The following is a 21,468-nucleotide window of genomic DNA, read 5'->3' as shown; positions in this document are numbered from 1 at the left end:
CGGCCACCGCCGCGCCGCTCAGGGATGTCACCAACGACGAATGGTTGGACCGAGACGCCCGACGGGGCGCTGTTCTTACTCGGTAGCGGCGACCGATTGAGGTACTGAATCGGCGAATAGTTCAACGCCGGAGCAGATCTCGCCTGCCGCTCGCCGACCGGTCACCACGATCCACCCTAGGGTTGCCATCGCGGCAACGACGTAGACCAGCCCGGCCCACGCCAGGTACCAGGGCCGGCTAATCACCCACAGACTCGGCTCGGCGAAGGCCAGCAGGCTTGGCACGCTGAGAAGAGTCAGGACCAGCCAGGCGCAGCCGAAGATGCGGGCACCCGGCCGTTCGCGCCAGGGCCCGGTCAGCAGCCACATGGCCAGGGGCACCACCCAAATCCAATGGTTCACCCATGAATCGGTGAGATCAACAGGCCGAAGAGTTCGACGACCAGGAGCGAGCCGAGCAGGTCCCTCGGCTGTCCGCTCGTACCCAGCGCCCGCCAGGCCAGCACGGCGAGCACGGCGGTCAGAGCAATCGCGGTGAGTACCAGTGCGCCTTGGCCCACGTCATGGCCGACGATTCTGGACAGCCCGCCGCGCCAGGATTGATTGATCGCGATGCCGATCGGAATGCGGGTCATATCGCCCATCACATCAGTGAAGAAATGGGGCACCTGGTTGCCCACGACCAGGTAGGAGAGCCCGATGGTGCAGAAGAAGACGACGGCTGAAAATGCCGCGGCCGCCCATCGACGGACGCCTACGAAATAAAGCCCCGTGACAGCCGGGGTCAGCTTGACCCCGGCGGCCAGACCGACAAGCAGGCCCGATACCCACCACCGTCTGGAGTACACCGCGTATAAAACGGCCAGAGTGAGAAACACCCCAACCTGCCCGAGATTGAACGTAATCCGCACCGGTTCCAACCAGATCACGCCGGCGGTCCACAGCATCGCGCTGCGGTGACCTCCGCTGCCGATCAGCCTTTGGCTGATCCACACGATGCCATAGACGGCCAACAAAATCGCGAGCTGCCACAACAGTCCAGCCACCGGGAACGGCAACCAGGTCAACGGCCAGAACACCATCGCCGCGAACGGCGGGTAGAGGAATGGCAACGGCTGATTCGGTGATTGGGCCGAGTAGCCGAACGAATACAACGAGTCCGGCTGGTCTAAAGCGGCCCCACCGAGCATGTAGACGTGGAAGTCCACAAGGTTTGGCGGGCTGGGGATGGTGATTGCCGTCAGCACCGCAGCGCTGACCAGCAGCAGCACCGGGGCCATCAGCCTGTGGCGGTAGAGCCGCGCCACTACCTCAGTCACCACGTCGACCCGTCACGGTGATCCACGCCAGCGTGGCCAACGCCGCCACGAGGTAGACCATCTCGCCCCAGGCCAGATACCACGGACGGCTGATCTGCCAGATGTTCGGTTGGTCGATGGACAGCAGGCTGGGCACGCTGATCACCATGAGTACCAGCCAGCCCCAGCCGATTATTTGGGCGCCGGACCGGCTGCGCCACGGGCCGTGGATCAACCAAATCATCAGCGGGACAACCCATACCCAGTGATGGGTCCAGGACACTGGTGCGGCCAGCAGGCCAAAGACCTGTAGCACGAGTAGCGATGCGAGGCGATCTCGCTCTCCTCCGACCGACCCCAAAGCCCGCCAGGCCAGAACCACCAGCACCGCAGTCAGCACGGTTGCGACGATGACGATCGGACCAGTGCCGACGTCGTAACCCATGACCCGTGAGAGGCAACCCCGCCAGGACTGATTCCACGCAGAGCCCACCGGAAGCGTCGCGCCGGCCTCGCTCATCCGATGTGGAAAGTAGCGCTTGGTCTCATGTGGCAACACCAGGTAGGACAACCCCACCGTGCCGAGGAACACGACGGCGGAGAACGCCGCAGCCCACCAGCGGCGCATGCCAACCAGATAGAAGCCGGTCATGGCCGGCGTCAGCTTGATTCCGGCGCCGAGCCCCACCAGTAGGCCGGACACCCACCAGCTTGAGCTGTAGGCCGCGTAGAGCAGGGCAAGCATCAGGAAAATGCCGATCTGACCGACCTGGATCCCGCCGCCCGGTGCCTCCATCCAGATGACCGCAGCTGTCCACAGCATGGCGATCCGTCGGCTGCCGCCGCCGATGAAGCGCTGACTGAGCCGTACCGACCCGTACAGTGCAGCGATGAGTCCGACCTGCCAGATGAATGCCACCAGCCCGAACGGCAGGAAATGCATCGGGTAGAACGCCATCGCCGCGAAGGGCGGGTAAGTGAAAGGTAGGTGCTCGCCCTTCGTCGGGTCGACGTAGAAGAACTGATAGAGGGTGGCGGGGTGCTTCAGCGCCGCACCGCCCAACCAGTAGACGCGCAGATCAAAGAAGGCGTCGCCCTTGACCAAGTAGTAACCCATGGTGGAGGCCAGTCGGGCAAGGACGCTGATGGTCAACAGGATGGGCGCTGCCGACTCACATCGAGAAATAAGGGATCGAAGGGAAGGCAGGGGACGAAGGGAACGCGCATCCAAGACAGCTTCCGCATTCACAGGACGACTATAACAACGGTTGCTGCAGCGGGCCCAATAATCCGTGAGGCCGCAATTAACTATTCACGCCACACCGAAGTAGCATTCGCCCAGTTTTCTGGCGGCGGTCGCGGTTTTGCGCCTGGTTTGTCAGCGTTCTCCAAGGCGCAAAGCAGCTGAAAATCATTGTGCTACATGGTATGAGGCTGATTCAGCATCGGGGGAGCCGGCCGGTGGAATGCCTTTGTCGCCGACTGCGGGGATGCGTCCCATTAAAGGAAAAAGTCATTAGATTCGGCACTTTGAGCCAGCTGCAAACGTATTTAGCGGTCAAGTAAATTTTTTGCTGGTGGACATTTAGCGATGCCGTCAATTTACGCGTGGGAATTTGCTGTGGTATTGCGGAGCGAGGTTTCAGCGCTGTCGGAAACCCGTCGGATTACAGTCAGGAGCTGCGGACGTTGCCGGTGGCCAGGCCAACCTCTCGAATCTCGTTAACGAGATTGACGTTGCCGAAATCGGATGCCAACGGGGCTTGGGCTCGGCACGCTCCACAAGACGTGGCACGGCGCTGCGCTGGCGCGGCCCGACTGGATCGAGGTGCCCGGCGTTAGGTTAGGTCGCGGCGCCTGCACAGCGCTGCGGTGTCCTTCCCCCGCTGTCAAGTCGATCGGACGTCATCGGCCTGCACGTCGGCCAGTGCGCGACAGCCTGCCGCGACGCTTGGAGTCTGTAACGAATAAGTCAATAACCGCAGGCCTGCAGGATGGTTCGTTTAGGCTGCCCTTGGCCCTCCGTCGGGGTGTGGCCGGAGGGGAGTTCGCTGTCATGAATCCTGTTCGCACGCGAGCAATCGTCCGCGTCGCGGCGGCCGCCGTCGCGCTCGGGTTGGTCGTCGCCGGATGCGGTAAGGATGAGGAGAAGTCGTCGTCATCGGCGACGAGCACCACCACATCAACGACCACGTCGACGACGACCGCAGCGGCCACCACCAGCGCTGAGGCCTCGACACCGGCCGGCACGCCGAACTACGCGTCGCTACTGGTGAAGCCGGCGGACATCCCGCAGGTGGCGAACACCCCGTGGACGGGTGACGCGCCGAAGACCACGTTGACGCCGCCCCCGCCGGACGTGTCGCAGACCTACACCTCCGGGACTGATGCGATCAACATCTCCGTGATCATCAGCGATGACGCGTCGCAGGCAGCGACCGGCCTGACGGGCGCGGCGAACAGCGTGCCCAGCCAGGTGACCGGTACACCGGTGGCGCTGCCTGCGGTCACCCCAGATGCGAACGTCACCATTGGCACCTCACTGGACGGCAAGTCGGCGATGGCCGCCCTGCTCTTCACCGTGGACCGCACTGTCGTGGTGGCGATCTTCAGCAGCGCACCCGGTGACCTCAACCCGGTTCCGCAGGACTTCGTCGAGGCCGTCGGCAAGGCTCAGGTCGCGGCGATTCAGCAGAACCTGCCCAACCTGAAGTAAGTTCAGTGAGCTTTCGCAAAAGGTCAGGGGCGCTGCGCCCCTGACCTTTTCGCGCTCTGCTGCTCGACGGCGGGTGCGACCCAGCGATGAAGGAAGGCGCGCAGCTCTTTTCCGTGGCGATCCGGGCCGCCGGGATCGAGGATGAACGACTGCACCGTTCGCAGCATGAACTCGACGAGTTCGTCGAGTCGCCGCCCGCTGAAACCGGCTGCGTCCCAGTCGATGGTGAAGCGCTCCAGGATCATCCGGCCGAACGAGATGGCCGTCTCCGAGGTGACTCCCGCGGCGAACGCGCTGGCCCGTCCCGGCTCCATGACAAGGCTCAGGTAGCGGTCGGCGGGCAGCTGCTCCAAGGTGTAGGCGATGCCCTCGACGACGGCGGTGGTGGGGTCGGTGATCGCCTGCAGGTCGCGGGCCAGCCGGTCGAGGAATCCGCCGACCGCCGACATCGCGGTCCCCGCCAACAGTGCGTCCAGAGTGGGGAAGTAGCGGTACACCGTCTGGCGCGTGATGCCGAGTTTGGCGGCCACGTCGGAGACCGTGACGGTGCCGGTCGCGTCGATGGATGCGCGGGCCACCTCGACGATGCGGCGGATCGCCTCCTCGTCGTCGACGGGGATATCGCCCGCCCAGCCGTGTCTGCGCATATGCGCATCGTGTCATCCCACGTCTCGTCATGTCCGCAGCACGCGATGCTTGACCATACACGGGGTTGCCGATGTATGGTCAGGTCACGCCCACCCGAGAAGAGGTCACCATGACGGCTGTCGTCGAAGGTCCGGTCAACAACCAAGACGTGGAACTGACTCGGCGTGCACTGCGGCACGCGATCGACAAAACCACCGACATGGCGCCGCGCGAACTGAAGGTGCCGTTGCACTACTACCGCGACCCGAAGATCACCGAGATCGAGGAATCGCAGATCCTGCGCCGCGTGCCGCTGGCGATCGTTCCGTCGGCGCAACTACCCAACGCCAACGACTACGTCGTGCGGTCGGTGCTGGGCGACTCGCTGCTGGTGACCCGCGACCGCGACGGTGTCAGCCACGTCTTCCTCAACTACTGCCGTCACCGCGGAGCCATGCCGGCCTGCGGGTCGGGCAACGCGTCGAGGTTCGTGTGCCCGTATCACGCGTGGAGCTATCGCAACACCGGTGAACTGTTCGTGGTGCCCGGCAAGGCGGGTTTCGATTCGATGGACAAGGCCGAGTACGGATTGGTCGAGTTGCCGAATGAGGAACGGCACGGGTTCATCTGGGCGGTGCTCACCGCGGACGCGAGCATCGACGTCGACGCCCATCTCGGTCCGATCGGGTCCGAGCTCGAGTTGATGAACTACGCCGCGTACGGCTATCACACCGAGAAGGAGTTCCAGTCCCAGGTGTCGTGGAAGGGCGCGCTGGAAGCCTTCGCCGAGGGGTATCACTTCCCATTTGTCCACGGGGAGAGCGTGATCGGCCAGAACACTCTGCCCGACACCGGGGTGTACGACGAGTTCGGCAAGCACCATCGGATCGGCTTCCCGTTCAACTGGGTCACCAACCTCGCCGACGATCCGTCGGGATCCTGGGACCCGCACCAGAACATGGGCGTCATCTACTGGATCTACCCGAACCTGATCCTGGCCAACAGCCCGATCGGTGTGGAGATCATCGACATCCTGCCGGCGGGGGAGCCGACCCGATGCTCGGTGCGGCACAGCTGGATGGGACGGGTTCCGGCCACCAACGACGAGATGCGTGCCGTCTACGACCAGGTGTACGACGGTGTGCACGCGGCGGTCGTCGACGAGGACTTCGCGATGCTGCCGCAGTGCGGTGAGGGTGTCCGGCACGGCCAGCACGACCATATGCTGATCGGGCGCAACGAGATCGGCGTCCAGCACATGATCAAGGTCTTCGCCCAAGAACTCGGTGTGGCCCTGGGCTAGACGAAACTACACCCCGGCCGGGACCCGTTCCCGCGCCGCCGAACTCCGCATCTCGGCGCGCAATGTCGTGAAGTCGGAGATCGTCTTGGACACCACGGTGGCCACCGGTCGAGCGTTGCGACTGGTGGCCTCGGTCTTGGACACCATGATCACGCTGTCGATGTAGGGCTGGATCGTGGTCGCGTTCTGCACCGTGGCGACGATGACGAGCTGGAAACCGAACTTACGGAAGGCCTGCAGCGCCTGCTGCGCGAACTGCGGATCGGACTTCGAGAACGCCTCGTCGAGCATCAGCTGCGCGAAAACCGGCTTGTTGTCTGAACTTTCGGGACTGGCGAGGTTGAAGCTCAGCGCGCCGGCGAGGCAGAACGCCATGAGCTTCTCCTGCTCGCCACCGGAGTTGTCGCCGGCGTTGCTGTGCGTGCGGATCAGTTCCTCGGTCCGGACATCCCACTCGGCGCAGTCGAAGGTGAACCGGTTGCGCACATCGAGGGCGTCGCGCGTCCACGCCTTGTCCTCCGGCGCCGTCGACGCCAGCCGGTTCCGCAGCCTCAGGATGTCGGCGTACTGGTCCAGGATCGCCTGCTTGTCACCCAGACCCACCTCGGCGATGCGCCGCGAGATCGCCCGCACGATCTCGGTCAGCTCCGCCACCGCGGTCAGGCTGCGCGGGGTTGCCCGCAGCGTCAGCCGTGTTCCGTTGTTGAACTCGACCGCGCCCAGCCCGGTGTTCACCCGATCGATCTGCTCGCTGATCCGCCGCGCCTCCTGCTCGGCCACCCGGTGCAGCGTGAGGATCGCATCGGGCGCCTGCTCGGTGACCAAGCGCATCATCCGCTCGTAGGCGTCGGGCAGTTCGCGCTCGTCGATATGCCGGCACAGCGCCACGTAGTCGTGCACCCGCTCGTCGAACACCTCGCTGTCGTTCGGGATCGCATCGGGGAACGCCGTATCGAAGGTGTTCAGGATGCGGGCCAGTTCATCGTATGAGCGCCTTCGGCTTTCGCGCAGCTGCTCACGCTCGCGCCGGATCGTGTTGAACACCGCCTCGCGGTGCGGCTCGGGGTTGAGCACCTCCAGCGGGACCGGGATGGCGGCCGCGTAGCGGTTGAGCAACTCGGTCAGCGGCTCGGAGACGAATGCGGGCGTCAACCGATCTTGCAGCTCGAGCAGCTGGGTACGCCGGCTGTCGAGGTCGTCGCGGCGGGTCTGAATGGCGCCACGCCGCGTCATCAGCGTCTGGATCTCCTCCCAGCACTCGTCGGCGCGGGCGGTCAGCGCCTCGATGTCGGGGTTGTCGGCCAGCAGCAGTTCGAACTGCTCGCGCAACCGGTCGGCGTGCCCGTCGGCGGTGTCGATGTCCACCTGGTTCCACTGCGGGAACTGCTCACAAATCGCCTTGCACGCCGCTGCCCGGTCGCGCCACTGCTGACGCTGGGCGGCGATCTCGTCGGCCTTGCGCCGCGCCTGCTGGTACACCTCTTCGGCAGTGCCGAGGTCGACGGTCAGCGCGTCGATCTTCGCCCGGACGTCACCCTGGTAGATGTAATCGGATTGCTTGAGTGGACGGCGATCGTCCTTGATGGCCAGTCGCTCGGAGTCCTTGTACAGGCCCGTGTCGGTGACCGCGCGCCGGAATCGGGAGAACACATCCGGGGTGTCGACGCAGATGTGGTCGCCCGCCGCGGCGATGACGTCCGCTGCCTCGGCCGCGCACGGATGAGTCGGGTCGACCACAAAAAGTTTGCCCGCCAACGTGTTCGGGTCGGCATCAACGGGGTTCGCGCCGACCAGCGAGGCACGGACGTGGTGCAGCTGCAGCCGCCCGCCCATATTGGTCTCGTTGACGAACCGCAGCACCGCCGAATACCGCTCGTCGGGGACCAGCAGCCGCAGGCCCACCCCGCGCAGCACCTTCTCGACGGCCACCCGCCAGCGACTCTGGTCGGGGCGCAGGTCCATCAGCTCGGCGATATAGGGCAGTTCACTCGGGTCGACACCGACTGCGGCACAGATGTGTTCACGCATGGTGATCGCAAACTCCGGCAGCGCCGACCCGACGTGCTCGACGCGCTTGAGTTCCTTGGCCGCGTCGTCCCGGGCGATGCGGGCCGCCTTCTGTGCGTACTCGGCGTCGGTGGATGCCTCCCGGCCGCGGTCCAGTTTGGCCAGCAGTTCGGTGACCTCGGTGGCGAGTTCCTCACGCAGATTCCAGAACTCGTCGGCGGTGTCCGGGACGTCGATGTCCTGGGCTGCCAGCATCGCCTCATAGGCCGCGCGTCGCCGCGACACCTGCTCGGCCTGCGCTTCCGCACCGGCCACCTGGGACTGCAGCGGTCCGAGGCTCGCGCTGGATCCGCTGATCTGGGCGTTGAGCGAATCACCTTCGGCCTTCGCCAGATTCAGCTGCCGAGTGACATCCTCGTACTCGTTGCCCAGCTGGTCGATCGTGGCGTCCAGCGACTCGATCTGGGGCCCGCACTGCGCGAGCCGGACGTGGTCGGTGTAGGCGCGGACCATCGGCTGGTCCACCAGGTCGATGATCCCCAGATCGGAGGACTCAGAGGCGTAGCGCTGCTGGATCTTCTCGATATCGCCGAGGATCTTGCGCTTCTTCTGCGCGACGGCCAGCAGTTCGCGAGCCTCCACGAGCGGATCGATCTGCTTGAGCGCCTCCGGCAGCCGGGTCAGGCTGCTCGGCTCGTCGAGCATGAACTCGCGGACGAACTGTTCTAGTCCACCAACGCTTTTCAGCGATTTGGCTTTGCCGAGCAGCTGCTGAGCGGCGTCGGAGGCGCGAATGCCGATGGTGGCGTACAGCTGAGCCAGGTACTGCGACTCGACCTTGGTCGAGAACCGCCACTCGTCGTCTTTGAACACCCCGGAGTCGAATCGCCCTGCCGCCCAGCGGTTGCAGACGTCCTCGATGTCGCGGTCACCGTCGGCCAGCACGAACCGGCTGGACGAGTCCGAGCGCGATTCGCCGGTCAGCCACTTCAGTACCAGGCCGGTGACCGAGCGCCCGGTGTTGCTGCGGTAGGTGACCGCGATGGCCGACCACGCGGTGCCCTCGCCACGCAGGTACATCACCTTGCTCGAGCCACCGTCGCTGCGCTGACCCCACGCCCCGCGCACGTACTTGTCCACGGTGCGCCGGCCCGCGCTGGAGCCGGCCGCGGTGTTGTCACCGGAGGCGTTGAAGTTTCGTCGGTTGAACGGCAGGAAGCCGAGCGAAATCGCATCGAGCAGTGAGGATTTGCCACTTCCGGACGCTCCGGCGATCAGCGCGCCGCCTTCGCTGAACGGGATGTCGTGGTAGCCGTCGAACACGCCCCAGTTGATGACCTGCAGCCGCGACAAGTGGAATTGTTCAGCCATCGAGTGCGGTCTCCTGTTCGTCGCGGTCCGGGGATGCGCCACCGGACAGCAGCAGTTCGAACTGCTGCTGCAACTCGGCGATCACCGATGCGGTCATCACGGCGTTGATCACCGGGCTGACGGTGTAGCTGTCTTCGTCGTCGCGGGTCTTGCGCAGAATCTCCAGCGCGGTCAGCCGGGCGATCGCCGCGTCGATGCGGGCGGTGAAGGTCACGGTGTCCCGGTCGACGTCATTAAGCACGCCGGAGAACAGCCCGTGCACCTCCTCGCGACTGATCAGCACGGCCTGCCCGCCGGCGGCGCGCGACATCTGCGCCAGGTGCAGCGCCAGGATCGAGTCGTAGGTGCCCAGCGGTTCGCGGCGCAGAAGCTTGACGCCCCTGGCGGATTCGTACCGGGCCTGCTCGACGAACGCGACGTCACTTCCGTCGACCACGCGCAGCATCAGGTCAAGTTCGGAGAGCCGCACCGAGAGCTGAGCGCGGTACTCCAGAACCCAGCTGTACAGGTCGGCGTCGGCCTCGGCGCTGATGTAACGACGGGTCAGCAGCTGCTGCAGCGCCCAGCACGCCCGGTCGGGCAGCTCGCTGACATCGCCGTCGAAACGCGGGCGCCGCTGATGCGGGGTACGCGCCGTCTGATCGACCTGCGGCAGCGAGCTGAAGTCGATGTCGGAGTCGGTGGTCGTCATGCGCTGGCTCCCAACAAGCTGGAGATCGGTTCGGTGAAGATCAAGTGCGGAACCTCCATCTCGCGATCCCGTCCGTCGAGCGACTGGAACCGGACGGTGACCGGCTTGGCTGCCTGCGCGGCATCCGGCTGCTTGAGCGCCCACGACCACAGCACGATGACGTGGCCGAGGTAGGCGGCGTCGAGCATCTCCACAGCGGCCGGCAACGACAGCGGGCCGCCGGCGTCGAGCGCGGTGTTGATCATCTCCGACATCGCCGGCGCGTCGACCTGTGTGGTCAACGCCGCGAAACTGGTCAGGTCGAGCTCGCCCTCGGCCGCCTGGGCGGGCTTCGGGTTCGACAGGTCGCCGATCCGGAAGCTCAGCGCGCCAACAGAACTGATGGCATGGCGAGCCAGGGGCAGTTCTATGTCCAGGCGCGAGTCGGTCAGCGAGCTCTTGAGCAGCGCGCGGGCGGCGCCGATCGCGTCGTTCAGCTGGCGTGCCACGCCGCGGCTCTGCTCCAGGGTGCCGAATGCGGTGAACCGTTTGACCCGCTGGGCGCAACGCTGCTGGATACGCTCGACCTCGTCGATCTGCTGGCCGACGAGCTCGAAGAACCCGGCCATGACCTTACGCAGCGCCGGGTCGAGGGCGGGCAGGGCGTGCGCGACGGCGGCGACGTCGGCCTCGAACTCCGCGCGTTGGTCGGGGTCGTTGATCATCCGCAGGAAGGCGCGATGCGAATCGCGGCCTTGGGAGTCCCAGGCAGCCTGGTAGTCGGCGTACATCTGACGCTGCCGGTCGCGGTAGGCCAGGTTGCTGTCGATCGGATCGTCGAGTGCGGCGGTGGCCCGCTCGATCATCGTGCCGTACTGGCCGATGTCGGTGATCAGCCGCTCCATCTGCAGGGCAATGGCGTGGGCTTCGTCGTACATGTCGGTCATATCGACGTCGGCGGAGCGGTCGAGATCCTCACCGCGTTCCAAGGCGTCCAGTTCGGCCCGCAGTGCGTCGATCTCGGCCTGGATGCCGGCGCGGATGCGGACCGGGTCGTTGCCGACCCGCAGGGCGATCTGCTTGAGGCGGGAGGCGATGCCATTGATCGAGCCGCCAGTGGCGATGGTGTCCTGGCGGCGCAGTCCGCGCAGGAAGTCCAGGGCGCGGCGGGCGTCCTGGGTGAGGTAGCACAGGTTGCGTTCGACGCCCGTGCGCTGGTCGGCCACCCGGTGCAGCCAACCCTGGCTGGCCCAGCTCTTGATGAGGCCCAGCCCGGACTGTTCGCCGCCGGGCCGGCCCAGCTCGTCGAGGTCGCGCTCGAGTCGCACCACGAGTTCGGTCTCGCTGATCACACCCTCGTTGAGGTGGCGCTCCATCAGGGTGGCGTAGCCGCCGAGGTTGAGCGCGGCCAGCAGCCGGATCGTGGGGGAGCCCTGGATCTCGCGGTTGACTTCGAGGAGGTCGACGGCCGACAGAGAGGTGTCGTCGTGCACGTCTATTTCCCCCTCGATGTAGTTGGTTGGACGGTCCAAGATAGGCGATTGCGGGGACATCGGACGACGCCCGCTTCGGGGTGTCGGATGGCCGTCTGAAAAGGTACGTCACACGAGTCTCAGAGGCCTCGCGGGCCTCATTGCCACCGTCGCGAGTGTGCGCTCAGGTACGCCGAACGCGGCGTGTTGCGGATGAAACCGCACGCTCGCGCCCGAGCCGACCTACCTGAGCAACTCTCCACTCGGCCGCGTCGACAGCGGCCGTGGTCGCACGATCCTCGGCCACCAGAACCACCGCCCCAGTAGGGCAGCAAGCGCCGGCGTCATGAACGCCCGGATCACCAGGGTGTCGAACATCAGCCCGAGCCCGATTGTCGTGCCCACTTGGGCGATCACGATCATGCTGCTGACGGCCATCGCCATCATCGTGAACGCGAACACCAGCCCGGCCGCCGTCACCACCGACCCGCTGCCGCCCATTGCGCGGATGATGCCGGTGTTGATCCCGGCCGGTATCTCTTCCTTCATGCGCGCAACCAGCAGCAGGTTGTAGTCGGCTCCTACGGCCAGCAGGATGATCACCGCCATCGCGATCACGATGAACTGCAACGGCATACCTAAGATGTGCTGCCAGAGCAGAATCGACAGCCCGTAGGACGCGCCGAGCGACAGCACGACGGTGCCGACGATCACGGCGGCGGCCACCAGCGCCCGGGTGATCAGCAGCATGATGATGAAAATCAGCGAGAGTGCCGCCAATCCGGCGATTTTGAGGTCGTAGGAGTTGCCATCCTCCATGTCCTTGAACGCAGATGCCGTGCCGCCGAGGTACACCTTGGAACCCTCCAGCGGGGTGCCCTTGATGGCTTCGAAGACAGCGGCCTTGATGGCGTCGATGCGTTTGATGCCCTCCGCCGACATCGGGTCTGCCTCGTGGGAGATGATGAACCGCGCCGCGTGGCCGTTGGGCGAGATGAAGTTCTTCATCCCGCGCTTGACGGTGTCGTTCTCGAAGATCTCCGGCGGCGCGTAGAACGTGTCGTCGTTGAGCGAGTCGTTGAACGCCGCGGCCATGGCCGCTGAGCCGTCGTTCATCGCGGCGATCTGATCCTGCATGCCGGACTGGGTCGACTGCAGCGTCAGCATCATGATACGCATCCGCTTCATCGACTCGATCGATGACTGCATCAACGGAATCATCTGCGGCATAATCGAATCCAAGGCATGCATATCGGGTAGCAGCCGCTGGATGTCGTCGGTCATGGTGTCCACGCCGTCGAGGGCGTCGAACGTCGACCGAACCGCCCAGCACATCGGGATGTCGAAGCAGTGCGGTTCCCAGTACAGGTAATTGCGGATCGGCCGGAAGAAGTCGTCGAAGTCGGAGATGTGGTCGCGCAGCGCCGCGATGTCCAGCGCGGTCTGGTCGGTCTTGCCGACCATGTCGTGCGTGGTCGCGCTCAGCTGCTCCATCAACCCGATCATCTGGGTCATCGTGTTGATGGTGTTCTGCATGTCCTGCCCCTGCACCAGCATGTCGGCCATGCGGTCCTGCATGTAGGAACGGTTCATCGTCTGCAGCGACCCGCTGATACTCATCTGGGCCGGAATAGTGCTGTACTTCAACGGTTTTCCGTCGGGCCGGGTGATGGACTGCACGCGACCGATGCCCGGGACCCGCGCGACCGCCTTGGTGATCCGCTCGAGCACCAGGAAGTCGGCCGGGTTGCGCAGATCCTGATCGGTCTCGAGCAGCAGCAATTCCGGGTTCATCCGAGCCACCGGGAAGTGACGTTCGGCTGCCGCGAAGCCCTCGTTGGCGGGCAGGTCGGCAGGCAGGTACTTGCGGTCGTCGTAGTTGGGGCGATAGCCGGGCAGTGCGATCAACCCGATCAGGGCGATGAAGACGGTGAGGAACAGGACCCAACCGGGCCAGCGCACCACGACCGCTCCGATGCGCCGCCAGAACCGAATTCGCATCGCCCGCTTCGGTTCCAGCAGGCCGAATCGGCTGGCGACCGTCACCATCGACGGACCCAGCGTCAGCGCCGACAGCACCGCGACCACCATGCCGACGGCGAGCGGGATACCCAGCGTGTGAAAGTACGGCAACCGGGTGAAGGTCAGGCAGCACGTCGCACCGGCGATCGTCATCCCCGAGGCCAGCACCACATGCGCGGTGCCCCGAAACATCGTGTAGTACGCCGACTCTCGGTCCTGCCCGTCCACCCGGGCTTCTTGATAGCGGCCGATGAGAAAGATGGCATAGTCAGTCGTGGCAGCCAGCGCCAGCGGCACCAGGATCTGTGTGACAAACGTCGTCAGCCCAATCAGGTTGTGGTAGGCCAGAAATGCCACCGCCCCCTGGGTCACCGACAATCCCATGACGAGGATCACCAGAACGACGCCGACGGTGGTGATCGAGCGGTAGAAGAACAGCAGCATGCAGATGATGACCGTGACGGTGGCGATTTTCACCACCTGGATGCTGCGGCCGCCCTCTTTCTGCTGGTCGGTCTGCATCGCCGAACCGCCGGTCACGAAGGTCTTGACGCCCGGCGGCGGAGGCAGATCCTTGACGATCGTCTGAACCGCCGCGACCGACTCGTTGCCCAGCGACTCACCCATATTGCCGGCCAATGACACCTGCACGTAGACGGCCTTACCGTCGGCGCTCAGCGCACCGGCTTCGGTCAGCGGATCACCCCAGAAATCCTGGACGTGCTGCACGTGCTTGGTATCGGCGTGCAGCTTGTCGATCAGCGCGCTGTAATACTGGCGCGCCGCCGCATCGAGTGGCCGCTGCCCCTCCAGGACGATCATCACCGCGTTGTCGGAGTCGGACTCCTCGAAGACCTTTCCGTTGCGCATCAAGGCGATGACCGACGGGGCTTCTTTCGGCGAGAGCGACACCGCGCGCATCTCACCGACGACGTCCAGCGGCGGCACGAAAACGGTCAGGACGCCGATGACGGCGAGCCAGCCGAGGATGATCGGAATCGCCAAGCGGCGGATCCACTTGGCCACCCCGGGGTTCCGCTCGGCCGAGACCTCAATACGACCGTGCGGTACCCCGGTCTGAGTCCCCACGGCGTCCAGTCATAGCAGACCGCGGGACCGCTAGCGCAGCAATTGACCGTGCGGCCGCGTAGACAAGGGCTTGGGCCGCACGATCTGCGGCCACCAGAACCACGGGCCCATCAACGCGGCGATCGCCGGCGTCATGAACGCGCGCACCACCAAGGTGTCGAACAGCAGGCCGAGTCCGATCGTCGTGCCCACCTGGGCGACCACCACCATCGCGCTGACCGACATCGAGATCATCGTGAACGCGAAGACCAGGCCGGCCGCCGTCACCACGGACCCGCTGCCGCCCATGGCGCGGATGATGCCGGTGTTGATGCCTGCCGGGATTTCTTCCTTCATCCGGGCGACGAGCAGCAGGTTGTAGTCCGCGCCGACGGCCAACAGGATGATGACGGCCATCGCCATCACCATGAACTGCAGCTCCATGCCCAGGATGTGTTGCCACAGCAACACTGAGAGCCCGAACGATGCCCCGAGAGACAGCACGACGGTGCCCACGATCACGGCTGCTGCCACGATGGCGCGGGTGATCAGCAGCATGATGATGAAGATGAGCGATAGCGCCGCCACGCCGGCGATCAGCAGGTCGTACTCGTTGCCTTCCTGCATGTCCTTGAATGCCGACGCGGTGCCGCCCAAATAGACCTTGGATCCTTCCAGCGGCGTGCCCTTGATCGCCTCGAAGGTCGCGGCCTTGATCGCGTCGATGCGGTTGATCCCATCGGCCGAGAGCGGGTCTTCCTCATGGGAGATGATGAAGCGCGCCGCGTGGCCGTTGGGGGAGATGAAGTTCTTGATGCCGCGCTTGAACTCGTCGTTGTCGAAGATTTCCGGCGGCAGGTAGAAGGTGTCGTCGTTGAGCGAGTCGTTGAACGCCGCCCCCATCGCCGCCTGGTTCTCGCTCATCGCGGCCTGCTGATCCTGCTGGCTGGCCTGACTCATCTGCTGGGTCAACATCATGACGCGCATGCGTTTCATCGAGTCGATGGTCGGACCCATCAGCGAAACCATCTGCGGCATAAGCTCATCGAGGCGATGCATGTCCGGCAGCAGCTGCTGGATGTCGTCGGTCATCTTGTCGACGCCGTCGAGGGTGTCGAAGACCGAACGCGTCGACCAGCACAGCGGGATGTTGTAGCAGTGCGGTTCCCAGTACAGGTAGTTGCGGATTGGACGGAAGAAGTCGTCGAACTCCGAGATGTGGTCGCGCAACTCAGCGATGTCCAGCGCTGTCTGGTCGGTCTTCCCGACCATGTCGTGAGTGACGGAGCTCAGCCGCTCCATCAGGTTGATCATCTGCGTCATCGTGTTGATGGTGTCTTGCATCTGCTCGCCCTGAACCAGCATGTCGGCCATCCGGTCCTGCATATACGACCGGTTCATCGTCTGGTTGGTGCCGCCCATGCTGATCTGCGCGGGAATCGTGCTGTACTCCAACGGCTTTCCGGCGGGGCGGGTGATCGACTGCACCCGGCCGATACCCGGCACTTTGGCGATGGCTTTACTGATGCGCTCGAGCACCAGAAAATCCGCGGAGTTGCGCAGGTCCTGATTGGTGTGGAGCAACAGCATCTCGGGATTCATCCGCGCGATCGGGAAGTGCCGTTCGGCCGCGGCGAAGCCTTCGTTGGCGGGAAGGTCGGCAGGCAGGTACTGACGGTCGTTGTAGTTCGGCTGATAGCCCGGCAACGTGATCAGGCCGATCAGCGCAATCATGATCGTGGAGAACAGGATGGCGACGGGCCAGCGCACCACGGCCGCTCCGAGACGGCGCCAGAACCGGATCCGCATGGCCCGCTTGGGCTCCAGCAGTCCGAAGCGGCTGGCGACGGTGACGATCGCGGCGCCCAGTGTCAGCGCCGACACCACCGCGACCACCATGCCCACGGCGAGCGGGACGCCCAGCGATTTGAAGTAGGGCAGCCGGGTGAACGACAGGCAGAACGTCGCGCCCGCGATCGTCATACCTGAGCCCAGCACCACGTGCGCGGTGCCGTGATACATCGTGTAGTAGGCGTCTTCGCGGCTCTCGCCGAGCGCGCGGGCTTCCTGATATCGCCCGATCAGGAAGATCGCATAGTCAGTTGTCGCCGCTATCGCCAATGTCACCAATAGCTGAGTTGCGAACGGCGACAGGCCTATCAGGTTGTGGTAGCCCAGAAACGCCACCGCACCTCGGGTCACCGTCAAACCCAAGATCAACATCACCAGGACCAGCCCGACGGTGACGATTGACCGGTAGAAGAACAGCAGCATGATCACGATCACCGCGATCGTGGTGAGCTCGATGATCCGGATGCTCTTGTCGCCGGCGAGCTGTTGGTCCGCCTGCAGCGCGGGCCCGCCGGTGACGAAGACCTTGACGCCCGGCGGCGGGGAAAGACCTCTGACGATCTTCTGGACCGCCTCGACCGAGTCGTTGCCAAGTGTCTCGCCCATGTTTCCGGCGAGGTTCACCTGCACATAGACGGCTTTCTGGTCCGTGCTCAGCGCGCCGGCCTCGGTGAGCGGATCACCCCAGAAGTCCTGGATGTGCTGCACGTGGGTCTTGTCGGCCCGCAGCTTGGCGATCATGTCCATATAGAACTGCCGCGCGTCCTGGCCCAGAGGTTGGTCGCCCTCCAGGACGATCATCGCCGAGCTGTCGGAGTCGGACTCCTCGAAAACCTGGCCCGAGCGCATCATCGCGATGACCGACGGCGCGTCCTTGGGCGACATCGACACGGCCCGCATCTTGCCGACCGCTTCGAGCTGCGGAACCGACATGTTCAGCACGACGATGAGGCCGACCCACACGAGGATGATCGGCACCGCCAGGCGGCGGATCCACTTGGCCAACGCCGCACGTTGCGGCGGCTCGGCGTGGACCACGCGCTCTTCGGTAGGGGCGCTCACCAGCCCAAGTCCTCCCCGCTACGGCGAATTACTTAGACAGTTTTACCAGACGGCCAGTCTTATTTGTGGGCCAGGTAACGGCGTGCTCAGATCGCCGAATGCAGCGGCGGCGGCGTGCCGTGCAGGACCGCACGGCCGATGTGCTGGTACTTCCAGCGCACCGGATCGTGCAACGTGTGTGTCCGGGCATTGCGCCAGAAGTGATCCAGGTTGCTGTCCGCAGCCGCGCTGCGCGTTCCGCTGACCTCGAATAGTGCGCTCGACACCTCGTTGGCCGCCTTGTCCGCCAGGATCTTCGCGCCCGCGACGGCTAACGAGGCTTCGGCAGCGTCCGCGTTGTCGACGGTGGCGCCCGCGACGGTCAGCGCGGCTTCCGCGGCCTGGACCGAGACCGCCAGCTCGCCGAACCGCTGAATGAGCAGGGGATCGTCGCCGGCCTGCGTCACGCCGGCCTCGAACCACGGCCGGCTCTTCTCCCGGACGAACGACGCGGCGGCCGCCAACGCGCCGCGGGCGATGCCGGCGTCGATCGCGGCGTGCAGCAGCTGAGCGAAGGCGCCGTAGCCGGTCGGCTCGTTGACCGCAGGCCCCCGCGGAACAAGCGCGGACTTCTCGACCACCACGCCGTCGAAGGTGACAGTGCCGCTACCGGTGGTCCGCTGGCCCAGTGCGTGCCAATCGTCGACGATGTGAACGCCCGGTGTGTCGGCAGGCAGGAAGGCGACGTACTGACCGTCGGCCAACCCACTTTCCCCGTCGGGGTCGTCGAGGCGGGTCAGCACCGCCAGGGTGTCCGCGAACAGCGAGCCGGTGCAGTAGTACTTCGCTCCGTCGATCCGAAAGCGATTACCGACCGGGCGGACGGTGGTCGCGATGTCGGCGACGGTCGCACCGCTGCGTTCGGACTGCGCGTTCGCGATCCGGGCGCCATGCAGCAGCAGCTCAGCATGGTGCCGCAGCTGCTCGTCGGTGCCGGCCAGCCGCAAGAGGTTGACGTACACGAAATGACTGTGCGGGATTTGGGCGATGTTCGGATCGGCGGTCGCCAGAATCCGGAAGACCTCGGCGACGGTACTGGCCGGCAACCCGGCCCCGCCGTAGCCGCCGGGCACCGTGATGGCCAACAGGCCGCTGGCCGACAACCGATCGATCTCGGCAAAAGGCAACTCACGCTGCCGGTCCCGCGCGGCGGCGCCGGTCGCGAATTCGGCTGCGAGCTCCCTCGCGACGGCGACGGCCTCGGCCGATGTCGCGAGGATGGGACAGGCGGAGATCGCGGTCATGGCGCTTCGACCGCTGCGGCTTTGACGGCTCGGCTGACTTCCTGGCGCAGCCGAACGTATTCGGAGCTGCGGCGCAGTTCGTCGGCGTCGATGCCGGTTCGGGGTAGGTCCACCGGTAGGTCGAGGGCGATCCGGCCCGGGCGGTGGGTGAGCACCACGATCCGCGATCCCAGGAACGCCGCCTCGTCGGCGCTGTGCGTGACGAAGACGGTGGTGCGGCCCGACTCCGCGCTGACCTCGCGGATGTCCTCCTGCAATCGTTCCCGGGTCAGTGCGTCCAACGCGGCGAACGGCTCGTCGAGTAGCAGCAGCGAGGTCTCCGGTCGTTCGGAGGCCAGCGCCCGCGCGATGGCGACGCGCTGCTGCTGACCACCGCTGATCTCCCAGATCTTGCGGTGCGTTATGTCTTTCAAGCCCACCCTGCTCAACAGCTCGTCGCGCCGCTCGGTCCGTCGTTCACGGGGCGTGCCTGCGTACTTCAGCGCCAGTTCGACGTTGCCCCCGACACTGCGCCACGGGAACAGACGTGGCTGCTGGAACACCACGCCGGCGGTCTGGCCCGGCACCGGGCGACGGCCCGACACCTTGACCTCGCCACTGGTAGGGGATTCGAATCCGGCGATCAATCGCAGCAGGGTGCTCTTGCCGCATCCCGATGCGCCGACGAGAACAAGGAACGAGCCGGGCTCGACGTCGAGGTCGACGGGCCCGAGTGCCGTCGTCTCTCCGTAGCGGTGTTCGACGCCGCGGATCTGGAGTCCGCCCGCGTTGTGCGACCCCGACACCGGGGTCGCCGCGGCCGTCCTACTGGGCGATGACATTCGGTAATCCCTGGGTGTAGATGGCGTCGGAGAATGTCGTGAGCGGCGCCGCCGCCGGGATCTGCTTCTGGTCGGCCAGGAACTGCGATGCGCTCTGCAGATTTGCCGCGATGTTGCCGGGATTACCCTGGCTGCCCAACCATTGCGGCGAGGCGACCTCCTGCGGCGTCAGATACACACCCTGCTTGAGCTGACCCTCGACATCGCCTGGGGCTAAACCGATTTCGCCGGCAATGGCCTTCGCGGCCGCGGCGGGATCGTTATGGATGACCGTCAGCGCCCTGGCCTCCTGCTTGCGCCAGACATCGACGACCTCCGGATGGTCCTTGGCGAACTGGTTCGACACCACACCGAGATCCAGGGTCGGCTTCCCGTCCTTGGCCAGCTGACGGCTGGTGATTAGGTCCTTACCGGTCTTGCGTAGCTGATCCAGCGTCGGCAGCCAGGTGTAGGCGGCCTCGATGTCGCCGCGTTCCCAGGCGGCCAGGATCGCCTGCGGCTGTAGGTCGATGAGCTGAACATCGTTGGGCGACAACCCGTTCTGGGCCAACGCGGCCAGCAGACTGTAGTGCGCGGTCGAGGCGAAGGGGGTGGCGACCCGCTTGCCCTTCAGGTCGGCGATTGAGTTGATGTTGCTGCCGTTGCGGGCCACCAGTGCCTCGTTGTCACCGGCCACGTCGAGCACGAACGCGACGCTGTACGGAATGTTCAGTGGCGCCGACAGTCCGCGGGCGACGGGGCTGGAGCCCAGCGCGCCGAAGTCCAGTTCCTTGGCGATGAACGCGGTGTTGACGTCGGCGCCGGAGTCGAACTTGACCCACTTGATGTTGTAGTCGGGCAGCGCATCTTCCAGCCACCGGTTGTTCTTCACGATGAGATCGCCACTGGGGAAGGCCTGATACCCGAGACGCAGCGTGGGCTTGCCCGCCTGCGACTGCGAGTGATCGACCGAGCAGCCCGCCATGCCGATCACAGTGATCGCTGCGGCAGCCACCGCGATGAGCTTGCGCACCTTCATACTTTTCCTCTCCAGGGGACGGCGCGACGCTCGACAGCGCGCAGTAGACCGTCGATCACGAGCCCCGAGATACCGATCGCGAAGATGCCGACCAGCACGACGGGAGTGTTGTTGTAGTTACTGGCGTCTTTGACCAGACCGCCGATGCCGGGGATGCCGTTGAACAGCTCGGCGGCGACCACCGAGGAGTACGCCATGCCGACGGCCAGCCGGATTCCGGTGAACGTTTCCGGCAGCGCCGACGGAATCACGATGTCGCGCACTACATCCCGGCGCGACGCGCCGAGTGCCCGCGCCGCCTCGACCAAGCTGACCGGCACCGCGACGACGGCCGCCGTCGTCGCGACGGCCGCAGGTGGGAGTGCCGCCAGCGCCAGCAGCGTGATCTTGGGCGCCTCGTCGATGCCGAGCCAGATGACCAGCAGGAAGAAGTAGGCCAGCGGCGGCAGCGCGCGCAGGAACGTCAGCCACGGCTCGAGCACACTGCGCACCCACGGGATGGAGCCCATCAGCAGGCCGAGGGCGACACCGACGGCCACCCCGATCACCACACCGACCGCGACCCGGCGCAGCGTCATGTACAGGTGCTCCCACAGGAGATATCCGGCATAGCCGCGGGTGCCGTCGTGTGTGGTGGACACGTCGATGAAGGCGCGCCACACCTTACTGGGGTACGGCACGAAGGTCTGGTTCCAGATCTCGCTCGCCGCGGCCAGCTGCCAGACGACGAAGAACACCAGCAACGACAGCACCGGAAGAACGAGTCGGGTGACCCATGACGGCCACCGGGTACCGAGTGGTGGATCGGTGGCGCCGGTGGGGGCGACGTCGACGAAGACAGACACTCGAACACTTTTGCCCGCTGGCAACCCGCTGTGA

General features: G+C 65.3%; 13 protein-coding genes and 1 pseudogene. 2 read left to right on the top strand and 12 right to left on the bottom strand.

Annotation, left to right across the window (positions count from 1 at the left end):
- Positions 1 to 75: 75 nt before the first annotated feature.
- Positions 76 to 1,280, bottom strand: a pseudogene (locus K0O64_RS18970) (mannosyltransferase).
- A gap of 31 nt (positions 1,281 to 1,311) precedes the next feature.
- On the bottom strand, positions 1,312 to 2,529 hold the full coding sequence (locus K0O64_RS18965) for a mannosyltransferase (RefSeq protein WP_096312920.1): 1,218 nt from the start codon (positions 2,527 to 2,529) through the stop codon (positions 1,312 to 1,314).
- Between the two features lie 825 nt (positions 2,530 to 3,354).
- Here K0O64_RS18965 and K0O64_RS18960 point away from each other — a divergent pair.
- Positions 3,355 to 4,014, top strand: a complete 660-nt coding sequence (locus tag K0O64_RS18960) for a hypothetical protein (RefSeq protein WP_096311761.1) — start codon at positions 3,355 to 3,357, stop codon at positions 4,012 to 4,014.
- A gap of 23 nt (positions 4,015 to 4,037) precedes the next feature.
- On the opposite strand, the gene K0O64_RS18955 is transcribed toward K0O64_RS18960, so the two are convergent.
- Complete coding sequence (locus tag K0O64_RS18955; RefSeq protein WP_096311760.1) at positions 4,038 to 4,661, bottom strand: TetR/AcrR family transcriptional regulator; 624 nt, start codon at positions 4,659 to 4,661, stop codon at positions 4,038 to 4,040.
- Between the two features lie 110 nt (positions 4,662 to 4,771).
- Here K0O64_RS18955 and K0O64_RS18950 point away from each other — a divergent pair, with 110 nt between their 5' ends.
- Complete coding sequence (locus K0O64_RS18950; RefSeq protein ID WP_096312919.1) at positions 4,772 to 5,944, top strand: aromatic ring-hydroxylating oxygenase subunit alpha; 1,173 nt, start codon at positions 4,772 to 4,774, stop codon at positions 5,942 to 5,944.
- Between the two features lie 6 nt (positions 5,945 to 5,950).
- Here K0O64_RS18950 and K0O64_RS18945 read toward each other — a convergent pair whose 3' ends face one another.
- The 9 genes from K0O64_RS18945 to K0O64_RS18905 form a co-directional block, all read right to left on the bottom strand.
- Positions 5,951 to 9,322: an ATP-binding protein gene (locus K0O64_RS18945; protein ID WP_096311759.1), complete on the bottom strand. Its 3,372-nt coding sequence runs from the start codon at positions 9,320 to 9,322 to the stop codon at positions 5,951 to 5,953.
- A complete protein-coding gene (locus tag K0O64_RS18940) occupies positions 9,315 to 10,013 on the bottom strand; it encodes a DUF4194 domain-containing protein (RefSeq protein WP_096311758.1) in 699 nt (232 codons plus the stop codon). Before K0O64_RS18940 ends, K0O64_RS18945 begins: the two co-directional genes overlap by 8 nt.
- Positions 10,010 to 11,485: a DUF3375 domain-containing protein gene (locus K0O64_RS18935; RefSeq protein ID WP_174714200.1), complete on the bottom strand. Its 1,476-nt coding sequence runs from the start codon at positions 11,483 to 11,485 to the stop codon at positions 10,010 to 10,012. The genes K0O64_RS18940 and K0O64_RS18935 overlap by 4 nt, the downstream gene beginning before the upstream one ends.
- A 222-nt stretch (positions 11,486 to 11,707) precedes the next feature.
- Positions 11,708 to 14,575, bottom strand: a complete 2,868-nt coding sequence (locus tag K0O64_RS18930; RefSeq protein ID WP_125477457.1) for an MMPL/RND family transporter — start codon at positions 14,573 to 14,575, stop codon at positions 11,708 to 11,710.
- A 30-nt stretch (positions 14,576 to 14,605) separates the two neighbouring features.
- The gene (locus K0O64_RS18925) at positions 14,606 to 17,467 is read right to left on the bottom strand and encodes an MMPL/RND family transporter (protein ID WP_220045646.1); all 2,862 of its coding nucleotides are present in this window, start codon (positions 17,465 to 17,467) and stop codon (positions 14,606 to 14,608) included.
- An 86-nt stretch (positions 17,468 to 17,553) separates the two neighbouring features.
- The gene (locus K0O64_RS18920) at positions 17,554 to 18,750 is read right to left on the bottom strand and encodes an SfnB family sulfur acquisition oxidoreductase (RefSeq protein ID WP_071943306.1); all 1,197 of its coding nucleotides are present in this window, start codon (positions 18,748 to 18,750) and stop codon (positions 17,554 to 17,556) included.
- Positions 18,747 to 19,571, bottom strand: coding sequence for an ABC transporter ATP-binding protein (locus K0O64_RS18915; RefSeq protein WP_071943308.1), 825 nt, complete (start codon positions 19,569 to 19,571; stop codon positions 18,747 to 18,749). Before K0O64_RS18915 ends, K0O64_RS18920 begins: the two co-directional genes overlap by 4 nt.
- Positions 19,555 to 20,589, bottom strand: a complete 1,035-nt coding sequence (locus K0O64_RS18910) for a taurine ABC transporter substrate-binding protein (RefSeq protein WP_071943310.1) — start codon at positions 20,587 to 20,589, stop codon at positions 19,555 to 19,557. Before K0O64_RS18910 ends, K0O64_RS18915 begins: the two co-directional genes overlap by 17 nt.
- Positions 20,586 to 21,434, bottom strand: coding sequence for an ABC transporter permease (locus tag K0O64_RS18905; protein ID WP_071943312.1), 849 nt, complete (start codon positions 21,432 to 21,434; stop codon positions 20,586 to 20,588). The genes K0O64_RS18910 and K0O64_RS18905 overlap by 4 nt, the downstream gene beginning before the upstream one ends.
- Positions 21,435 to 21,468 lie beyond the last annotated feature (34 nt).

It is taken from the genome of Mycolicibacterium pallens (assembly GCF_019456675.1).
GTDB classification, from domain to species: domain Bacteria; phylum Actinomycetota; class Actinomycetes; order Mycobacteriales; family Mycobacteriaceae; genus Mycobacterium; species Mycobacterium crocinum.
This window is presented reverse-complemented; position numbering and strand designations above follow the sequence as displayed.